The organism is Arthrobacter sp. V1I9 (assembly GCF_030817075.1).
Classification (GTDB): Bacteria; Actinomycetota; Actinomycetes; order Actinomycetales; family Micrococcaceae; genus Arthrobacter.
In genome coordinates this window covers 3,740,538-3,756,285 of the sequence record NZ_JAUSYU010000001.1, presented here as the reverse complement: position 1 = coordinate 3,756,285, position 15,748 = coordinate 3,740,538, and the positions used below count along the sequence as shown (strand labels likewise).

At 62.8% G+C, this 15,748-nt stretch carries 8 protein-coding genes and 2 pseudogenes; 6 read left to right on the top strand and 4 right to left on the bottom strand.

Going from position 1 to position 15,748, the window contains the following annotated elements; all coding sequences use genetic code 11:
• Window positions 1-331: 331 nt before the first annotated feature.
• Together QFZ70_RS17545 and QFZ70_RS17540 are read right to left on the bottom strand one after the other, a co-directional pair.
• Window positions 332-678: pseudogene (locus QFZ70_RS17545) on the bottom strand (recombinase family protein); the annotation flags it as partial.
• 125 nt (window positions 679-803) lie between these two features.
• Window positions 804-6,851: a carboxypeptidase regulatory-like domain-containing protein gene (locus QFZ70_RS17540; protein ID WP_307097445.1), complete on the bottom strand. Its 6,048-nt coding sequence runs from the start codon at window positions 6,849-6,851 to the stop codon at window positions 804-806.
• Between the two features lie 656 nt (window positions 6,852-7,507).
• On the opposite strand from QFZ70_RS17540, the gene QFZ70_RS17535 reads away from it, so the two are divergent.
• The 3 genes and pseudogenes from QFZ70_RS17535 (at window position 7,508) to QFZ70_RS17525 (ending at window position 10,603) form a co-directional block, all read left to right on the top strand.
• Window positions 7,508-9,007, top strand: coding sequence for an O-antigen ligase family protein (locus QFZ70_RS17535; protein WP_307097443.1), 1,500 nt, complete (start codon window positions 7,508-7,510; stop codon window positions 9,005-9,007).
• Window positions 9,008-9,253: 246 nt separating this feature from the next.
• Window positions 9,254-9,893, top strand: a pseudogene (locus QFZ70_RS17530) (transposase); the annotation flags it as partial.
• 563 nt (window positions 9,894-10,456) lie between these two features.
• The gene (locus QFZ70_RS17525) at window positions 10,457-10,603 is read left to right on the top strand and encodes a hypothetical protein (protein ID WP_307097441.1); all 147 of its coding nucleotides are present in this window, start codon (window positions 10,457-10,459) and stop codon (window positions 10,601-10,603) included.
• A 50-nt stretch (window positions 10,604-10,653) separates the two neighbouring features.
• Here the strand turns inward: QFZ70_RS17525 and QFZ70_RS17520 are convergent, their stop codons facing one another.
• Window positions 10,654-11,043 carry a heavy metal-responsive transcriptional regulator gene (locus QFZ70_RS17520; protein WP_307097440.1) on the bottom strand — a complete coding sequence of 130 codons (390 nt, stop codon included), beginning with the start codon at window positions 11,041-11,043 and terminating at the stop codon, window positions 10,654-10,656.
• Between the two features lie 360 nt (window positions 11,044-11,403).
• On the opposite strand from QFZ70_RS17520, the gene QFZ70_RS17515 reads away from it, so the two are divergent.
• Together QFZ70_RS17515 and QFZ70_RS17510 are read left to right on the top strand one after the other, a co-directional pair.
• Window positions 11,404-12,429: a DUF695 domain-containing protein gene (locus QFZ70_RS17515; protein WP_307097439.1), complete on the top strand. Its 1,026-nt coding sequence runs from the start codon at window positions 11,404-11,406 to the stop codon at window positions 12,427-12,429.
• Between the two features lie 282 nt (window positions 12,430-12,711).
• Window positions 12,712-13,383, top strand: a complete 672-nt coding sequence (locus QFZ70_RS17510; RefSeq protein ID WP_307097438.1) for a response regulator transcription factor — start codon at window positions 12,712-12,714, stop codon at window positions 13,381-13,383.
• On the opposite strand, the gene QFZ70_RS17505 is transcribed toward QFZ70_RS17510, so the two are convergent.
• The gene (locus tag QFZ70_RS17505) at window positions 13,370-14,857 is read right to left on the bottom strand and encodes an ATP-binding protein (protein ID WP_307097437.1); all 1,488 of its coding nucleotides are present in this window, start codon (window positions 14,855-14,857) and stop codon (window positions 13,370-13,372) included. The two genes, QFZ70_RS17510 and QFZ70_RS17505, sit on opposite strands and share 14 nt — an antisense overlap.
• A gap of 302 nt (window positions 14,858-15,159) precedes the next feature.
• Between QFZ70_RS17505 and QFZ70_RS17500 the strand changes: the two genes are divergently transcribed.
• The gene (locus QFZ70_RS17500) at window positions 15,160-15,624 is read left to right on the top strand and encodes a DUF1828 domain-containing protein (RefSeq protein ID WP_307097436.1); all 465 of its coding nucleotides are present in this window, start codon (window positions 15,160-15,162) and stop codon (window positions 15,622-15,624) included.
• The last annotated feature ends 124 nt before the right edge of the window (window positions 15,625-15,748 follow it).

The window sequence follows — 15,748 nt, the reverse complement described above, 5'->3', positions numbered from 1 at the left end:
CTTATGACGCTATGGCGATGAGTTGAGAGATACCCCAGTAATCATTACGTGTTTTCCTGAAACAGGACTACTTGCTGGTATCGGTGATGGAGGTGTCCTTCGCCGGGGGACTGCAGCGGGGGAGTGGCTCCACTGTTTCATTTTCGCTCACGGCTTGGTCTTTGAACGCGCCGGAGTGGCGGCTTTCCGGGCAGGGAATGCCTCGGTGGGCTGCCGAAGCGCAACTCCTCCTGGGGCCACTCCCCGCCTATTTTCAAGAGCCGATAACAGCGATTCTGTAAAGCTACGCAGCATGCCGTGCCACATCAGCAGAGCCGGTTCGGGAGCGGCTTCAGTCCAGCCTGGCGTGGCGGGGATATTGGTAGACCGGCTCCCTGCTGATCCCGTAATCGCGGGCAAGGACGACTTTACGAACGCCACGGCCCGCGCGCTGGACCAGTTCGGCGCCCGTTCCGGCGAAAGGGTCCTCTTCCGTCCCTCGTAAACGCCGCGCTGCTGCGCCAGCGAGATGCCTTCCCGTTGTCGCTCCCTGATCAGGGCGCGCTCGAGCTCCGCTAACGCTCCCATGACCGAGAGCATGAGGTTGGCGATGGGGGAGTCCTCGCCGGTGAAGACCAGGCGTTCCTTGACATACTCCACCCGGACTCCTTTGCGGGTGAGAGTGTGGACCAGAGCCCGGTAGGTGGACGCGGCATCCACCCATGCCGGTGATGCTGTGGTGCGGGTGGGCCAGCCCTACGAATGAGGCCCCATCCGGAAAGAATCTGGACGGGGCCTCATTCGCTAATGCTAGGAAATAATCGCTAAATCACCTTGGCGGTTGCCGCGGAAGTCTTAGCGACCGTGGTGTAGCCGGTCTTTGTCCCTGTAACGGTGACGGTCACCGTCTTTGCGCGGACCGTTGTTGTCGGTGTGTAGGTGCTGGCGGTAGCGCCGGTGATGGCGATGCCGTTCGCTTTCCACTGGTACTTCAGGGTGACCGGTGCCGGTCCCCAGGTGCCTGGGGAGGCTGCCAGCCTTGAGCCGACTTTGGCAGTGCCCGTGATCGCAGGCGCCGGTGCGGTCAATGTTCCTGCCACGACCCTCGCTGTTGCCGCGCTGGTCTTGGCTACTGTGGTGTAGCCGGACTTGGAACCGGTGACGGTGACGGTCAGGGTTTTGCCCAGGACTGTTGCAGCCGGCCTGTAGGTGCTGGCGGTGGCGCCGGTGATGGCGATGCCGTTCGCTTTCCATTGGTACTTCAGTGTGACCGGCGCCGGTCCCCAAATGGCGATTGCCGTCAGAGTGTTACCGACCTTGGCCGTTCCGGTAATGCCCGGCACCGGTGCGGTCAGGAGGCCTGCGGCAACCTTGGCCGTTGCTGCACTGGTCTTGGCTGCCGTGGTGTAGCCGGACTTGGAACCGGTGACGGTCACGGTCAGGATTTTGCCCAGGACTGTTGCAGCCGGCCTGTAGGTACTGGCGGTGGCGCCGGTGATGGCGATGCCGTTCGCCTTCCATTGGTACTTCAGTGTGACCGGTGCCGGTCCCCAGGTGCCTGCCGCGGTAAGGGTGGAGCCAACCCTGAGCGTCCCCTTGATGGTAACCGCCGGCACGCCCAGGGTGCCTCCGGCGACCTTGGCTGTTGCCGTACTGGTCTTGGCTACCGTGGTGTAGCCCGCCTTGGTTCCGGTGACGGTGACGGCCAGGGTTTTGCCCAGGTCCGTTGCCGCGGGCCGGTAGGCAGCGGCAGTGGCGCCAGTGATGGCGATGCCGTTAGCTTTCCACTGGTAGCCCAGGGTGACGGTCGCCGGTCCCCACGTGCCGGGCACGGCCGTGAGGGCGACGCCTACCTTGGCAGTGCCGGAAATCGTAGGCATGGGTGCGGTCAGTACCGGGTTGGCAGCCATAACGGTTCCAGTGGCCGGGGAAGTCTTCACCACTGTGGTGTAGCCGTCCTTGGTTCCTGTCACGGTGACGGTCAGGGTCTTGCCCAAGTCCGTCGTCGTGGGTTTGTAGGTGTTGGCGGTGGCGCCGGTAATGGCGGTGCCGTTAGCTTTCCACTGGTAGGCCAGGGTGATTGGTGCCGGTTCCCAGGTGCCCGGGACCGCGGTGAGGGTTGAGCCCACAGCGGCGGTGCCGGTGATGGTCGGATCCGGGGCAGTGAGGGTGCCGGCGGCAACGGCGGTGGTAGCCGCAGATGTCTTAGCAACCGTGGTGTAGCCGTCCTTGGTTCCTGTCACGGTGACGGTCAGGGTCTTGCCGGCATCCCTCGTCGTGGGTTTGTAGGTGTTGGCGGTGGCGCCGGTAATGGCGGTGCCATCAGCTTTCCACTGGTAGGCCAGGGTGACTGGTGCCGGTTCCCAGATGCCCGGGACCGCGGTGAGGGTTGAGCCTACAACGACGGTGCCGGTGATGGTGGGATTTGGCGCGGTGAGGGCAGGACGTACTGCTGCCCAGGACAGGTCATGCGGCGTAGAGTTGCCGCCGACGACCGTCACGGGACTGGCAGCGGCCTCGGTGTCGGCGTTGCCCGAGAAGAGTTCTCCGTCCATCCAGCTATGCACCCGAAGAACGTACTTCCCTGATGTCAGGCCGGTGACGTTGTATTTGCCGGCCCCGTCCGTCATTCCGCCGCGCGTCACCAGCGAACCGTCCACCGTATACGCCTGGACATAAAGGTAGGGCGCCGGCTTTCCGGCCTTGTCAAGCACGGTGCCGCCGATCGATCCGCCCTTGGCCAAGGTGGCATCAACATTCGGCACAGACTGCCCCGCGGCGAGCTGGATCAGCTGGGCTTGGTTAATACCCGCGGATTCGGGCTTGTTCTGGTAATACTGGGCTTCCTCCGTGGAGTATCCGCTGGAGCGGTTGAAGGCCACCTTGTACGACCCGGCCGCAAGTCCGACCACGCTGTAATTGCCTGACTGGTCGGTGTACTCGCTTTTAACGAGCTTTCCGGTTTCATCCAGAACTGAGAGCGGGTAGCCCTGAGGGTTAGCACCCGCGACCTTTCCAGTAATGGATGCACCGGTCACTACCGTCACGTCGACTCCAGTGAGGTTTTGTTCCGCTGTGACCGGCCTGGCGGTGGCGGCCTCGAACGTGGATCCGCCGAACCAGCTGTCGACGGCGCCGCTGCGAACTCCGAAGAACTGCAGTTTGTACGTTCCGGGCTCCAGGCCAACCAGGGTGTAGGAACCATCCGCGAGCACTGAGCTGCGGGCCGCCGCAACGTCAGCGGATCCGGACTTGAAGGCGCCGACCTGGGCAGCGCCAAGGGAGACGCCGTCAGGGGCTGTGATTTTTCCGCTGATAGTGGCGCCCTTGACCAGGGTTGCATCCATGGAGGTTAGGCTCTGGCCGTCCGTCAGTGTGACAGTGGCTGCCGCTTCCATGGACGAGGCGTTGCTGTACCACTGCTGCAAAACTGCCGCGGTATACGGGACAAACTGCAACTTGTAGCTACCGGCGTCTAGCCCCTGTAGCAGGTAGTTGCCATCAGATCCGAAATAAACGGATTTTGCGAAAGTGTTATCGCTCTTGTGGAGGATGACTACGCCGGAGCTGCTTACACCGGCAGGCACAGTGACCTTGCCACTGATGCTCGCGCCTAGGGCAAGTACCGCGTCGATACCCGTGCGGCCCTGTCCGGCAGTCAAAACGATGGGTGCCGCCTCGGCCTGCATCTTCGCATCGTCGTACCACTCGTCCAAGGCGCCGGATTCAGGGCCACTAAAGAGCACCTTATAGGTTCCTGCAGGCAGTCCCTTGAGCACATACGTACCATCCGCGTTTACGGGGAACCATGTCCTCATCGGGCGTTCGTCCAGGCTGGCGGCGACGTTGACGCGGGTCAGATCTACACCGGAGGGCGCAGTGATCTTTCCGCTGATGGTGGCGCCCTTGACTAGGCTCACATTGAGATCCGCCAGGTCCTCGCTAGCCCCGACGGCGACGGTCGCAGCAGTCTGCAGCGACTCGCCGCCTCCATGCCAGGCATCCAGCGCCCCGGAGGTGCCCCCATTGAACTGGACCTTATAGTTTCCTGCCCGAAGACCACCGACCCTGTAGCTGCCGTCGACTGCTACCCAGGCGTATCCTGCTTGCGATCCGCTGTCTGCTTCGAGAACCGACACGGTGACCTCCGAGACGGAGACCCCAGCGGGCGCTGTGACTTTGCCGCTGAGGCTCACACCCTTCACGAGCACGGCATCAGCGTTGCCTGCGGCCTGGCCGTCGGTGATGACGATGGCGGTGGCCGTGCTGAAGGTCAGGCCGCCCCCGTACCACTGGTTTAGGGCGCCGGAATTACCCGAGTTGATCTCCAGTTTGTAGGATCCGGCCTGCAACCCACCCACTTTGTAGGAACCATCCGCTGCGACGGAGGAGGAGCCCGCGTAGTCCATGGCACCACTGCTGTGGTAGGCGGTGACCCACACGGCTTTCAGGTCTACGCCTGCAGGAGCGCTGATTTTTCCGCTGATGGACGCTCCGTTCTTCAATTCAGCGTCGATTCCAGTCAAGTCCTGACTGGCGGTCACGGTGACGGCGGTGGCGGACTCAAATGTGGATGCTTCCGCATACCACTGATCGAGAGTGCCGGAGGCGAATCCGCTGAACTGCACTTTGTAAGTGCCGGCTGGCAGTCCCCGAACTGTGTATTTGCCGCTCCGGTTCACCTGTGTGTTGAACCCGGTAGAACCTTCCAGGCTTCGTACCTGCACGCTGACGCCGCTGAGGTCCACGCCGGCAGGTGCCGTAACAGTTCCGCTGATCGAGGCACCCTTCACCAGGGTTGCGTCGATTTCGGTGAGGTCCTGGCCTGCGGCAAGAGTGAGCGGCGTGGCCGTTTCGAAGGACGAAGCATTGGCATGCCACTGGTCGAGCAAGCCCGCGCCGCTTCCGCTGAACTGGACCTTGTACGCACCTGCAGGCAGGCCGCGCACCAAGTAGCTACCGTCATAGTTGACCCGTCCCGACAACGACGAGGAATGATCCGCCGCGGACACGTTTACGTAGACAGAGGTTAGATCGGTTCCGGGAGGTGCCGTCACCTTGCCGCTGATGGAGGCGCCCATAACGAGTGCCGCATCGATGCCGCTGAGATCCTGAGCCTCGGCAAGAATGACAGGGGTTGCACTTTCAAAAGTGGAGGCCCCCGAGTACCACTGGGTGAGGGTGCCGGAGTTGTACCCGCTGAACCGCACCTTATAGCTGCCCGGGGCCAGGCCCCTCAGGGTGTAGTTGCCGTTGAACTCGGCGTTGCCGTAGGACCGAGAGGAGCCATCCAAGCTTTCGGCGTAGACGCTCAAGTAGTTCACGTCCACACCCGCAGGCGCCGTAACGGTTCCACTGATGGAGGCCCCTTTCACCAGCGTTGCGTCGACGCCGGCGAGATCCTGGCCTTCGGCCACGGTGACGGGAGTGGCTGTATCGGCCGAGGCGGCTCCGGAGTGCCACTGTTCCAGCGCACCCGAATAGCTGTCGCTGCCGCTGAACTGAACTTTGTAGCTTCCGGCCGGAAGGCCGCGCACCAGGTAGGCGCCGTCCGCGCCGATGGGTCCAGACCCGTAGTCCTGGCCGGAGCCTGAACGGACGGTCACAGTAATGTAGCTGAGTTCAACTCCCGCCGTTGCGGTGAGGTGGCCGCTGATTGAAGCGCCTTTGACCAAGGTGGCGTCCACTCCGCCCCGGCCCTGTCCGGCCGTGAGGTTGATGACCGTGGCTGTGTCGGAGGAGGCTGCACCTGGGTACCACTGCTCCAACGCGCCGGAGTTGTAGCCGCTGAAGTGGACTTTGTAACTGCCGGCGGAAAGGCCCCCGACTGTGTAGGTGCCATCCACCTGAACTTGCGCGGACCCGGCATAGCTGCTCGAACCGTCTGTCTGATAGAGCTGTACCTGAACGGACGCCAGATCGACGCCGGCGGGCGCGGTAACCTGTCCGCTGATGGAAGCCGCCTTGACTAACGCATCATCGATTCCAGTGAGATCCTGGCCGGAGTCAACTGTGACCGGGGTAGCTGTTTCGAAGGTCGCTGCCCCTGAGTACCACTGTTTTGCAGCACTGGAGTTGTTGGTATTGAACTCCAGTTTGTAACTGCCCGCGGAAAGACCGCGTACTGCGTAACTGCCGTCGGAGTTGATCTGTGCGTATCCCGAGTAGGAGTACTGCGCTGCCTTGTGGACCGAAATGCTCACCGAGGCCGGGTCGACGCCGGCAGGTGCCGTCACCTTGCCGCTGATCGAAGCTCCTTTGACGAGGACGGCGTCGACGCCGGTGAGTTCCTGTTCCGCCGTGAGCAAGACGGCGGTGGCGCTGTCGGACGAGACTGCCCCGCCGTACCACTGCTCCAAGGCTCCGGAATTGTTTGGAGTGAACTGGAGTTTGTAGCTGCCGGCGGCAAGGGCGGTGAACTTGTAGCTTCCGTCTTCGGCCACGGCGGCCCAGCGGGACCCGGCATAACCGCCTGAGTTGTACGCGTAGACGCCTACCGCCGAGAGGTCGACCCCGGCCGGGGCGGTGATGTGGCCGCTGATTGATGCCCCCTTGGCCATGACGACGTCAATGCCGGTGAGCTGCTGCCCGGCTCCGACAGTCAAGCCGGTGGCTGAGCCTTGATCAGCCCCGCCGTACCACTGAGGAACGGACTTGCTGGTGTAATCGGAGAACCACAGTTTGTACGAGCCTGCCGAAAGATTGCTAACGCTGTAGGCGCCTTCGGCAGCTGGATAGGCGGTGGTCACGTACTCTCCCGTGGGAGTGGCAGCGTAGACATGGATTGCCGTGGTGCGGGCATCTGCACCGGGCGGGACGGAAATGTGCCCGCTGATTGACGCGTCGGACAGGTCGGCCGCGTTGGCAGGCACCAGACCTGAAACAATGAGCGCCGAAAGAACTGAAAACAATAACGCGATCCGTAATCGGAATCGCCCGCTCTTTACGAGCATTTCTACCCCCCATGGGTCAGCAAACGGACCGGCCGCCACTTTAGATTTTCAAAGAACGCCCCAGTCTAACCGCCGATTAATATTTCCCAAACGCCTTACTAAAGATGCTGGACATACCGCGTATTTTTTTGATCCGGATGAAAGCCGCCCAACGGCTATTGTTGGTCCCGAAGTACTTTGGGGGAGAGGCTGCAGGATACGCATGAAAAGAGTAATTACCCGGATGCCGGGGCTCTGCATCGTCCTGATGGCGGTATCTCTTCTGGCTGTGCAGCCGGGCGGGCTGTTCCGGTTTGTCTGGATCAAGGTCCTGGTAGTGATGATTGCCGTCCTCGCCGCCGTGTTCTCGCCGCCCGGCTTTCGGCTCCCGCTGGCAGTTAAGACTGCGCTTGCCGCCTGCGTGTTGTGGATCGCCGTCGCCATGTTGCTCTCCGACGCTCCCATGACAAGCGTTGCCGGGCGGTGGCCTCGCTATGAGGGCGTGCTGATGCTTGGACTGAATGTAGCTGTTTTCGCCATGGGCGCGAAGGTCCTTGGGCGGCGGCCGTGGGGGCCAGCGGCGTACACTTCTTGGCGTGTCCCTCGCCGTTTCCGGCGCGGTGGTGTTCGTCATCGCGGTGCTGGAAAGCGCCGGTTTGCGGCCGCTGGGCGGTGCTGCCGATGTGCGTCCCGGAGCGACGTTGGGCAACGCTACCGACCAGGGGCTGATCGGCGTAGTCATCACCGGTGTGCTGGCCGCCCAAGCCGAGCCAGACCGGGCCTGGCAGGTCTGGTTGCGTCGTGGCGGTCTGCTTGCGGGCGCGGGGGTCGCAGTTCTTTCCGGTTCCCGCGCGGCGCTGGCCGCGTTGCTGGCCGTGGTGGTGTTCGGTGTTTGCACGTGGATGAGGAGTCGGTTGTGGACGGGTCCGAAAACCGCCGCCGGCGCCGGGCTCGCGGTGGCGGGCATCGCCGTCGGCGTCCTGCTGGCCCCCGCGCCTCGCGAGCGGCTGCTGTCAACGGGAACCGTGGACGGGCGGTTGCTGCTGTGGGAACAGGCCCTTGGACTGATCGCCGACCGCCCGCTGTCCGGCGTCGGTCCGAGCGGCTTTGTTGACGCCCTGCCGGGGTATCTCGGGCCCGAGTGGGCGCGGACTGTGGGAGACAGCTTCCCGACGGACTCCCCCCATAGCTGGCCGCTCCAGGTGCTGGCCGCTGGTGGCTTTCCCCTGCTGGTGCTTGTGCTGGTGCTGATTGTGGTTTCCGTGGTGGCGGTGGTCCGCCGGATGAGGGCCTCGCCTTCTGCCTCCCACCGGCGATACCTGGCCGTGGTGCTGGTCACGGTGGCGGCGTACGGAGTGGCGTTGCTGACGCACTTCACATCCATCGGCACCACGGGACTGGTGGCCTTCCTGTGCGGCGGGCTCGTGGGGCGCGAGGCGGCTACCGGATCTCCAGCCCGTGACGGCTTCCACCGCACGTTTGCTGCGGGGAAAATGTTGGCCGTTCCCCGGCTGTTCGGGGCGTTGCTCGTTCTTACCGGACTCGGGCTCGCGGTTCCTGCGACGGCGGCGGAAGGGTTTATGGGAGCCGGAGCCAGGGCGGCTGCAGGAGGGAATTATGCCCAGGCTGAGCAGGCGTTCAGGCAGGCCTGGCAGCTTAGGCGCTGGGACAGCGACACCGCACTGCTTGCAGGTCAAGCCTTTGCCGGCCCGGCCACGGAGGGGGAGCGGCAGGCCGCCCGCTATGCCGTCGAGTGGGGGACGCTCGCTCGGGAAAGGACACCGCGCTCCCAAGAGGCGGGAACGGCCCTGGCCCTCGGCCACCTCTACAGCGGCGAGGTGCCTGAAGCTAAGGATGTGCTGGATGCGCTGATTGCCGAATCTCCCAATGCCACGGCGCTCTACATTCACCGCGGCGTGGCGCAATTCGGCCTGGGCCAGCCGGCGGCGGCGATTACTGACCTGGAACATGCCGCATCGCTCGACCCTGCACTGGATACCCCATGGAGGGTCCTAGCCAACATTCATCAGCGGCTGGGCAATAGCCAAGAAGCTTTCGCTGCTACGCAACGTGCGGCTGCGCTGGCGAACCCTTAGCTCACAATTTCCGTGAATATAATCCCCGGATCAAGAATGCCACAGGGAAAGATCAAGATAAGCCAAGTTTTTTATTGTGCGCTGGTTTTCATATTCATATTCATATTGCGCCAAGACTCTGGCATGCGTTGCCGGCCCAGAGACTTCGATGCCGTCGGGTTTGGGCAGTTTTCTGGCTCGTCGCCTTTGAGGGTGTAGTGCGGGGTGGGCGCGTCGGTGCCGGCTAGGGGTCGAGGTCTTCCGATGATGGAAGTTCCTACACAGCCCATCCGGAAGACCTCGACGTGTCTCGCGCTACCCTTCCTGCCTCCTGACCTGACTACGTTCTGCCGGCTCGGTGAGCTCGGGCTGGAAGCTGCCGGGGCAGCTTTTCGGGCCTAACCGCGCGGTGTTGGAATGTCGTGCTGTTGATCCGGATGACTGGTGCCGTTCTTGTGGAGGCGCAGGGCGTCGCCCGCGGCCCACCTGCCTTGGCATACCGCGAACAGCGCGATCCTCGCCGAGGGCAACCGGGTGTTGATCGCGGACCCGGCCCGGTTCAGCGGGGTCGCCGAGATCGGCGTGGATGAGCATGTCTGGCGGCACACCCGGCGCGGGGACAAGTACGTCACCGTGATCATCGACCTCACTCCGGTCCGTGACAAGACCTGCCCGCACGATTGCTGGACATCATCGAGGGCCGCTCCAAACAGGTCTTCAAAACCTGGCTGCCGGGCGCCCGAAGGCCTGGCGGGATGGGATCGAGGTCGTTGCAATGGACGGGTTGACCGGGTTCAAGACCGCGGCCGTCGAAAAGCTCCCTGACGCGGTCGAGGTCATGAACCCCTTTCGCGTCGTCCGGCTTGCCGGCGACGCCCTGGACAGGTGCCGCCAGCGCGTTCAGCAGCAGACTCTTTCCAGCGCGCCCGGTCTTGTTCTACGGATAGGCTGGTCTTGGACCTAAACGTGGTCACGAGCTCGATGAAAAGCTCCAAGAGCTGCGTCAGAAGTTCGGGGCGCTCTAGCTGAAAGAAAGGCCTTCGACGCCGCCGCCCGGCGCCGCAACTATCCCGGGGGCTTCGGGCCAAACAGCATGGGCAGGGCAGGGGGCGGGCCCGTTGTTCACCGACAGGTCTGAGTGGCACATCGGCAACGAGCTCACATACGGCCGAAGGATCGCCGCCCCGTCCTACAAGGAAGTCAAGATCTGCCCACGGTCGTTGTCGGGTTGGGGTGTACTTCTGTCTTGCACGGGCAGTCCCGCTCGTCCGGTTTTCACCGATGATGGAACGGCTGCAGTGCGCGAAGCCGTCGGCAAATTATCCTGATGGTTTACTGCACCAAACTGGCCTCGGATAGGCCGGCACCGCAGGCGTTGGTCGCCAAGGGCCGACTGTTGATCCCTTGACCAGTTTGGTCGCAGGTCTAGCTTTACTTTGCTGACCAAGCTGATCTGAAGGAGTTTTCCCCATGGCACTATTCACCCTCCTCCACCGCTTCGCCGACTACGACACCTTCCGCAGGGTTTACGACTCCGCAGACGGTCTGCGGCAGTCCGGCGGCGTGACCGATCACTCGGGCCACCGCATGGCACGTTCCTGGCCCTTTGTGGGCTAACGACTGTCGAGGGTTTCTCCTGTGCTGCACTCCCTTTGCGGTCGGGTACGTCAGAGGTAGCTGCAAATCTGTGTGGGCTCGCATGCGGCCGGGTCTGCGGCGGTCAGGGTGCGGTGGAGCTCGGAAACGGTAGCTCTGAGGGCGGTCAGTTCGGCGATCTGCCGGTCCAGGGCATCCAGTTGTTGGGTCAGTTGGTCACTTACCTGTGCGCACGGGGCGTGTCCGGCGTCACGGATCCGGAGGATTTCCTTAATCTGGGCCAAGCCCAGGCCCGCGTCTTTACTGCGCCTGATGAATTCAAGCCGGCTGACCATCGCGGGGGAGTAGTCGCGGTACCCGCTGTCGGTGCGGCCGACGTCGGGCAGGAGACCTCGCTCTTCATAGAACCGCAGGGCCTTCGTCGTCGTACCAGCCGCGGCGGCTGCCTCACCGATACGCATATTTCTCCCCTTTCAGCTGATTTCACCGGCGTTTGACCTTCACCTTAGAGGAATGTTGGCCACGTCAGACCTCGCCATTGACCTTCCCCCAAGGGGAGGGTTGAGAGTGGGTGAGGAATGCGCCACGCGACACCGAGGTCCGGCGCGACCCAACCCGGGAGGCGCCATGACTGAGATCGCCGAAGATGAGTTAGACCTGGCTGAGAACGGCTCCTGCGGAGCGACGGTTGTAGCCGCGATAAGGGCCAGCGCACGCCCATCCGATCCAGACAGCCGGTCCAAACAACTGTCCGTCCGAAGGCAGGACCGCAAAGCCGCAGTGAGCTGCCACTTCCGTGGCCGGAACTGCAGGAGGCCACAGTGAGCATTCAACGGCGAAACGCTACCGTTCACACATACGCCATTTCCGCGTTCTGGCGGTGGTGGTCAGCAGAAGGTGCCGGGCACCTCAGTCGTGCCGTCACGACAGGTGACTACCGGGACCTTTCGGACACCCTCGATGGCATGGTGAAGGCCATCGGCCCGGGCCTTGGCTGGCAAAACGGCCCAGGCATCCGTGCACGGCACCAGCTCTGCGTCTCAGGCGGCGGGGACCCCGGACTGCGGGTCTTGGCCGAACGGTGGAGGCGGGCCGCACCCCCGCCCACACCGATGTGGGAATTCGCCGGAGCCAGACAGCCGCAACCAGGCATGCTCGCCGTCACCCTCGAAGTTGCCGGGGAATCGATCAACCTTGGCCTGAGCCGTGCCTCAGTAACCCTGGACGTGGAACGCGCCCGGGCCCACGTCATCGTCCACCACCCGGCCTTCACGCGGGTCACCCCCGGCTACCGGCACCAGCTCTCCCGTCTGCTGGTGGACTGGCTCCTTGGAGAAGACAACGTCCAACGATGGATCGGCGCCATCAGCGCCGCCGAGACCGAACCCCCGGACAGCCTGCCAGCAACAGCCCTTCCCGAGATCATCGAAGCCATGGCCGCCCGGTACGCGCCCATCGGCTGGACATTAAAGGACGCCGGAACATCCTCGGGGCCGCGCACGATCATCAGAGCACTGCGTCCCCTACGGTGGGTAGACCACCCCCTGCTGGACCTGCACACAGCCATCCAGGTTGGTTACCCGCAGACCCGGCCCGACGGGCTACCAGACTACGACGAAGCGATAGACCTGCACCGTCTCGAAGAGGACCTGACAGCAGCCCTCGGACCCCGAGGCATGCTCGTCGCCACCCAGACATCAAATGACCAGCGTATCCTGCACTGCTACACCGACTCCGAAGACCAGAACGGCCAGGACACCATCGACCGCTTCGCGGGAACCCGACCCCATATCGAAGTGACCCACACCCACGACCCCGGATGGACTCTGATAAACCCATTCACATAACCGCAGCAGTTCGGCGAGTTGGGGTCTGGCTGTGTCTCTACTGGGGCCTGGTTTGTGAAGACTGTTGGCTGGTGAACGGAAGGCATTGGTCAAGCACGTTCGACATCCCGGTTCTCCTACTCTGAGTGGTTCCAAAGCCCTTCATCATTCCGCGGTCCTCCTGAGAGGATACTGAGAACCGAACACCGCTGCCCAGAAAAGTTGCTTCCGGCATCTTCTGGACCCTTCACGCGGTCAGCAGCACATGGATGCTTGTCCGAATACAGGCGAGAGGAAGTCACTGTGCGGGTCCTGCTTGTGGAAGACGAGGTCCTGCTGGCCGAGACGATCCGGCAGGGGCTAAAAGCCGAGGGTTTCGTGGTCGATACGGCCCATGACGGTGTTGATGGGTTGTGGGCCGCCACGGAGAACCTGTACGACGTCGTTGTGCTGGATGTGATGCTTCCGGGCATGCATGGTTATTCGGTACTGAAACAGATGCGGGAGCGCCAGAATTGGGTGCCGGTGATCATGCTGACGGCCAAAGATGGTGAATATGACCAGACCGATGCCTTCGACCTGGGGGCAGATGACTACTTGACCAAGCCGTTCAGCTTCCCCGTGCTGGTAGCTCGGCTCCGGGCACTCATTCGCCGGGGAGCCCCGGAACGGCCGGTCGTCCTGGCTGTTGGTTCGCTAAGGCTGAACCCGGCAACCCGGCACGTGACACGTGACGGGCAGGTCATCTCGCTGACTGCGCGGGAGTTTGGCCTGCTGGACTACCTGATGCGCAGGCCGGGCGAGGTTTTGTCGAAGGCTCAGATCATTGACAATGTCTGGGACTCCGAATTCCTGGGCGGCGATAATGTGGTCGAGGTCTATATCGGGTATTTGCGCAGGAAAATCGATGTGCCCTTCGGCCTCAATACGCTCAGGACGGTAAGGGGCATGGGCTACAGACTCAGCCCTGATTAGAGTTTGCGGTGGGTACATCGGCAGGGGGTTCGCTAGGCGGCCGGGGCATCGGCGGCAAACTGATTTCAAAGCGGCACCAGCCCTGTGGCGCCACGGTTGCCGTAACCCGGCCACCGTGGCCCTCTATGATGCCACGGGTAATCGCCAGGCCCAGCCCGCTTCCGCCCTGCTGGCGTGACCGGCTCTCATCCAGGCGCACGAAACGTTCGAAGATCCTTTCCCTGTCGGCCAGCGGCACGGGGACTCCGTCGTCGTCAATGGTCACCGACACTGTCTGAACTGTCACCGACAGCTTCACGGCAATGGTCCCTGTGGCGTGGCGATCGGCGTTGTCGAGCACGTTCCGGAAGGCCTGTCCAAGGCGGACTGGGTCTCCTGCGACCTTGGCCGGAACGAGGTCTGCGACGATCCGCTGGCTGCTCGTTGCTTTGAGCCTGCGTAACTCAACGGCCAGGACATCATCGAGGTCCACATCCTCACGGCGGACGGTCATTCCCTCGTCGTCGGCCTTGGACAATGTCAGGAGGTCCTCCACGAGACCCTGCAGCCGTTGCGTCTCTTCGGCAAAGACGGGCCGCATCCCTCGCCACGTCTCGCCGGAGGGGTCGGCGTTGGAGATGTCCAGGCCTGTCCGGAGAGTGGTGATGGGGCCCCGCAGTTCATGGCTCGCGTCGGAGACGAACTGCCGTTGTCTTTGGTCGGCCGTTTCAATCCGGCCAAGCATGGAATTCATAGTGGCGGCCAGGGCTTGCAATTCGTCACCCGTGCGTGGGACATCCACACGCTCGCTCAGTCGCCCGGCGCCTATGTGGTTGACCTGTGTCCGTATCGTCTCCATCAGCCGCAGTGAACGCCCGACGAGGAAATACACCGACCACGCCACCAGGCCCAGCAGCAATGGCATAGCAACGAGCAAAAACCAGGTGACAATCCGGACCGTGTCTGACTGGGGCTGAATGGTTCGGCCGGCCAGAACCCAATACCTGGTGTCTTCATCGTCGTCCACGCCCCACACCACCAGATAGCGCTCGTCGCCGTCCCCCACGAGATCGGGAGCGGATACCTTGTCGGTGGCGCTTTGACCGGCAGTCGGCCTAAGAGAACTGAGTGGCCCCTTCAAAAGCCCCGGCTCGGAGGCCCCGATAACCTTCCCCTGGGCGTCGATGATTTGCACCAAGGGGTCCTTCTTCGCCGTCTCTGCCACCACAAGGCTGGCTTCTTCTGCGTCGTGGCTCTGAATGAAGGCTGCCACGTCCTGGACCTTGGTCCGCAGGAAACTGTCTGTCCCGGCAACGAGCGCGGACTCCAGCATCAGGAGCAGCAGCAGGCCGCCGGTCAGCAGGGCGACGGCGACGACGGCCACCGCTGCAAGGGTCGACTGCCCTCGGAGTCCACGGCGCAGAAATGTCCAGCGCCCCTGCGTTTGCTCTGCTACCAGAACACGCGCGGCAGTGGACGGATCCGGTTGGTCCATGATCCAAGGATTCAGGCTGAACCGGTCCAGCGCAATGGGAGCCGCCAGTCGTCTCAGTCTCCTCTCAGCAAGCCGGCGGCATGATGAAGCAACAAACTCCAACCGTAAGAGAACACAGATGTCGACCACCCTCAGCTCGTATGACATTGCTGCCGAAAGGTCCAGGCTTAGGACCGCGATTGGGAGTAGCGATGGAAGGGAATCCTAGCTGGACGCACTCGGCCGCGTTCTTCTGGGTCGTCTGCATCCTGGTCTCGAAGCGGAATGACGTGGTCAGACCCTTGGAAGGAGGCGACAAAATCATGACGGAAACCAGCGATTTCATGGAAGAACTGGTCCCTGATCACCGGCTTCTGATCGATGTCCGGACACCCGGCTATGGGTACCTATTTACGCTTCCGCATACCCTTCACGACGGAACTCCTGTCGAGTTGTATGTAGAGTTCGACGGCCAAGCTGCGCGAATCAATGACCAAGGCCTCGTGTCGAATCACTTGGATATGGCCGGGGTCGACCTCGGGAAAAAACACATAGCCACTGGGTGGAGCCGGATCCAAACGTCTGTGGGTTACGCCCCCGACTTTTCTGCCAGGCCATGGGAGCTTAGCGCCTTTGCTGAGCGAAGCCAGCTAAGTAGCGCCCTCTACGCGGTTGCGGATGCTGCCGTCCGTGCCGACGGGCTCAGAGTGCTTGCATCCCAGTACCGGCCACGGTCATTTTCCGAACGGGTTGAGCACTATGGGCCGGCGCTTGACCCAGAGGTATAGAGAGGTGTCGCCGGCGTGAACAGCAGTTTGTTATTGGCACCGCGTACGTAGTGCCAGCATGGGGGAGCCCAGTCCTGAAGCGGTCCTGGCCAAGGAACTTATCACCACGATCTGCAGGAATGTC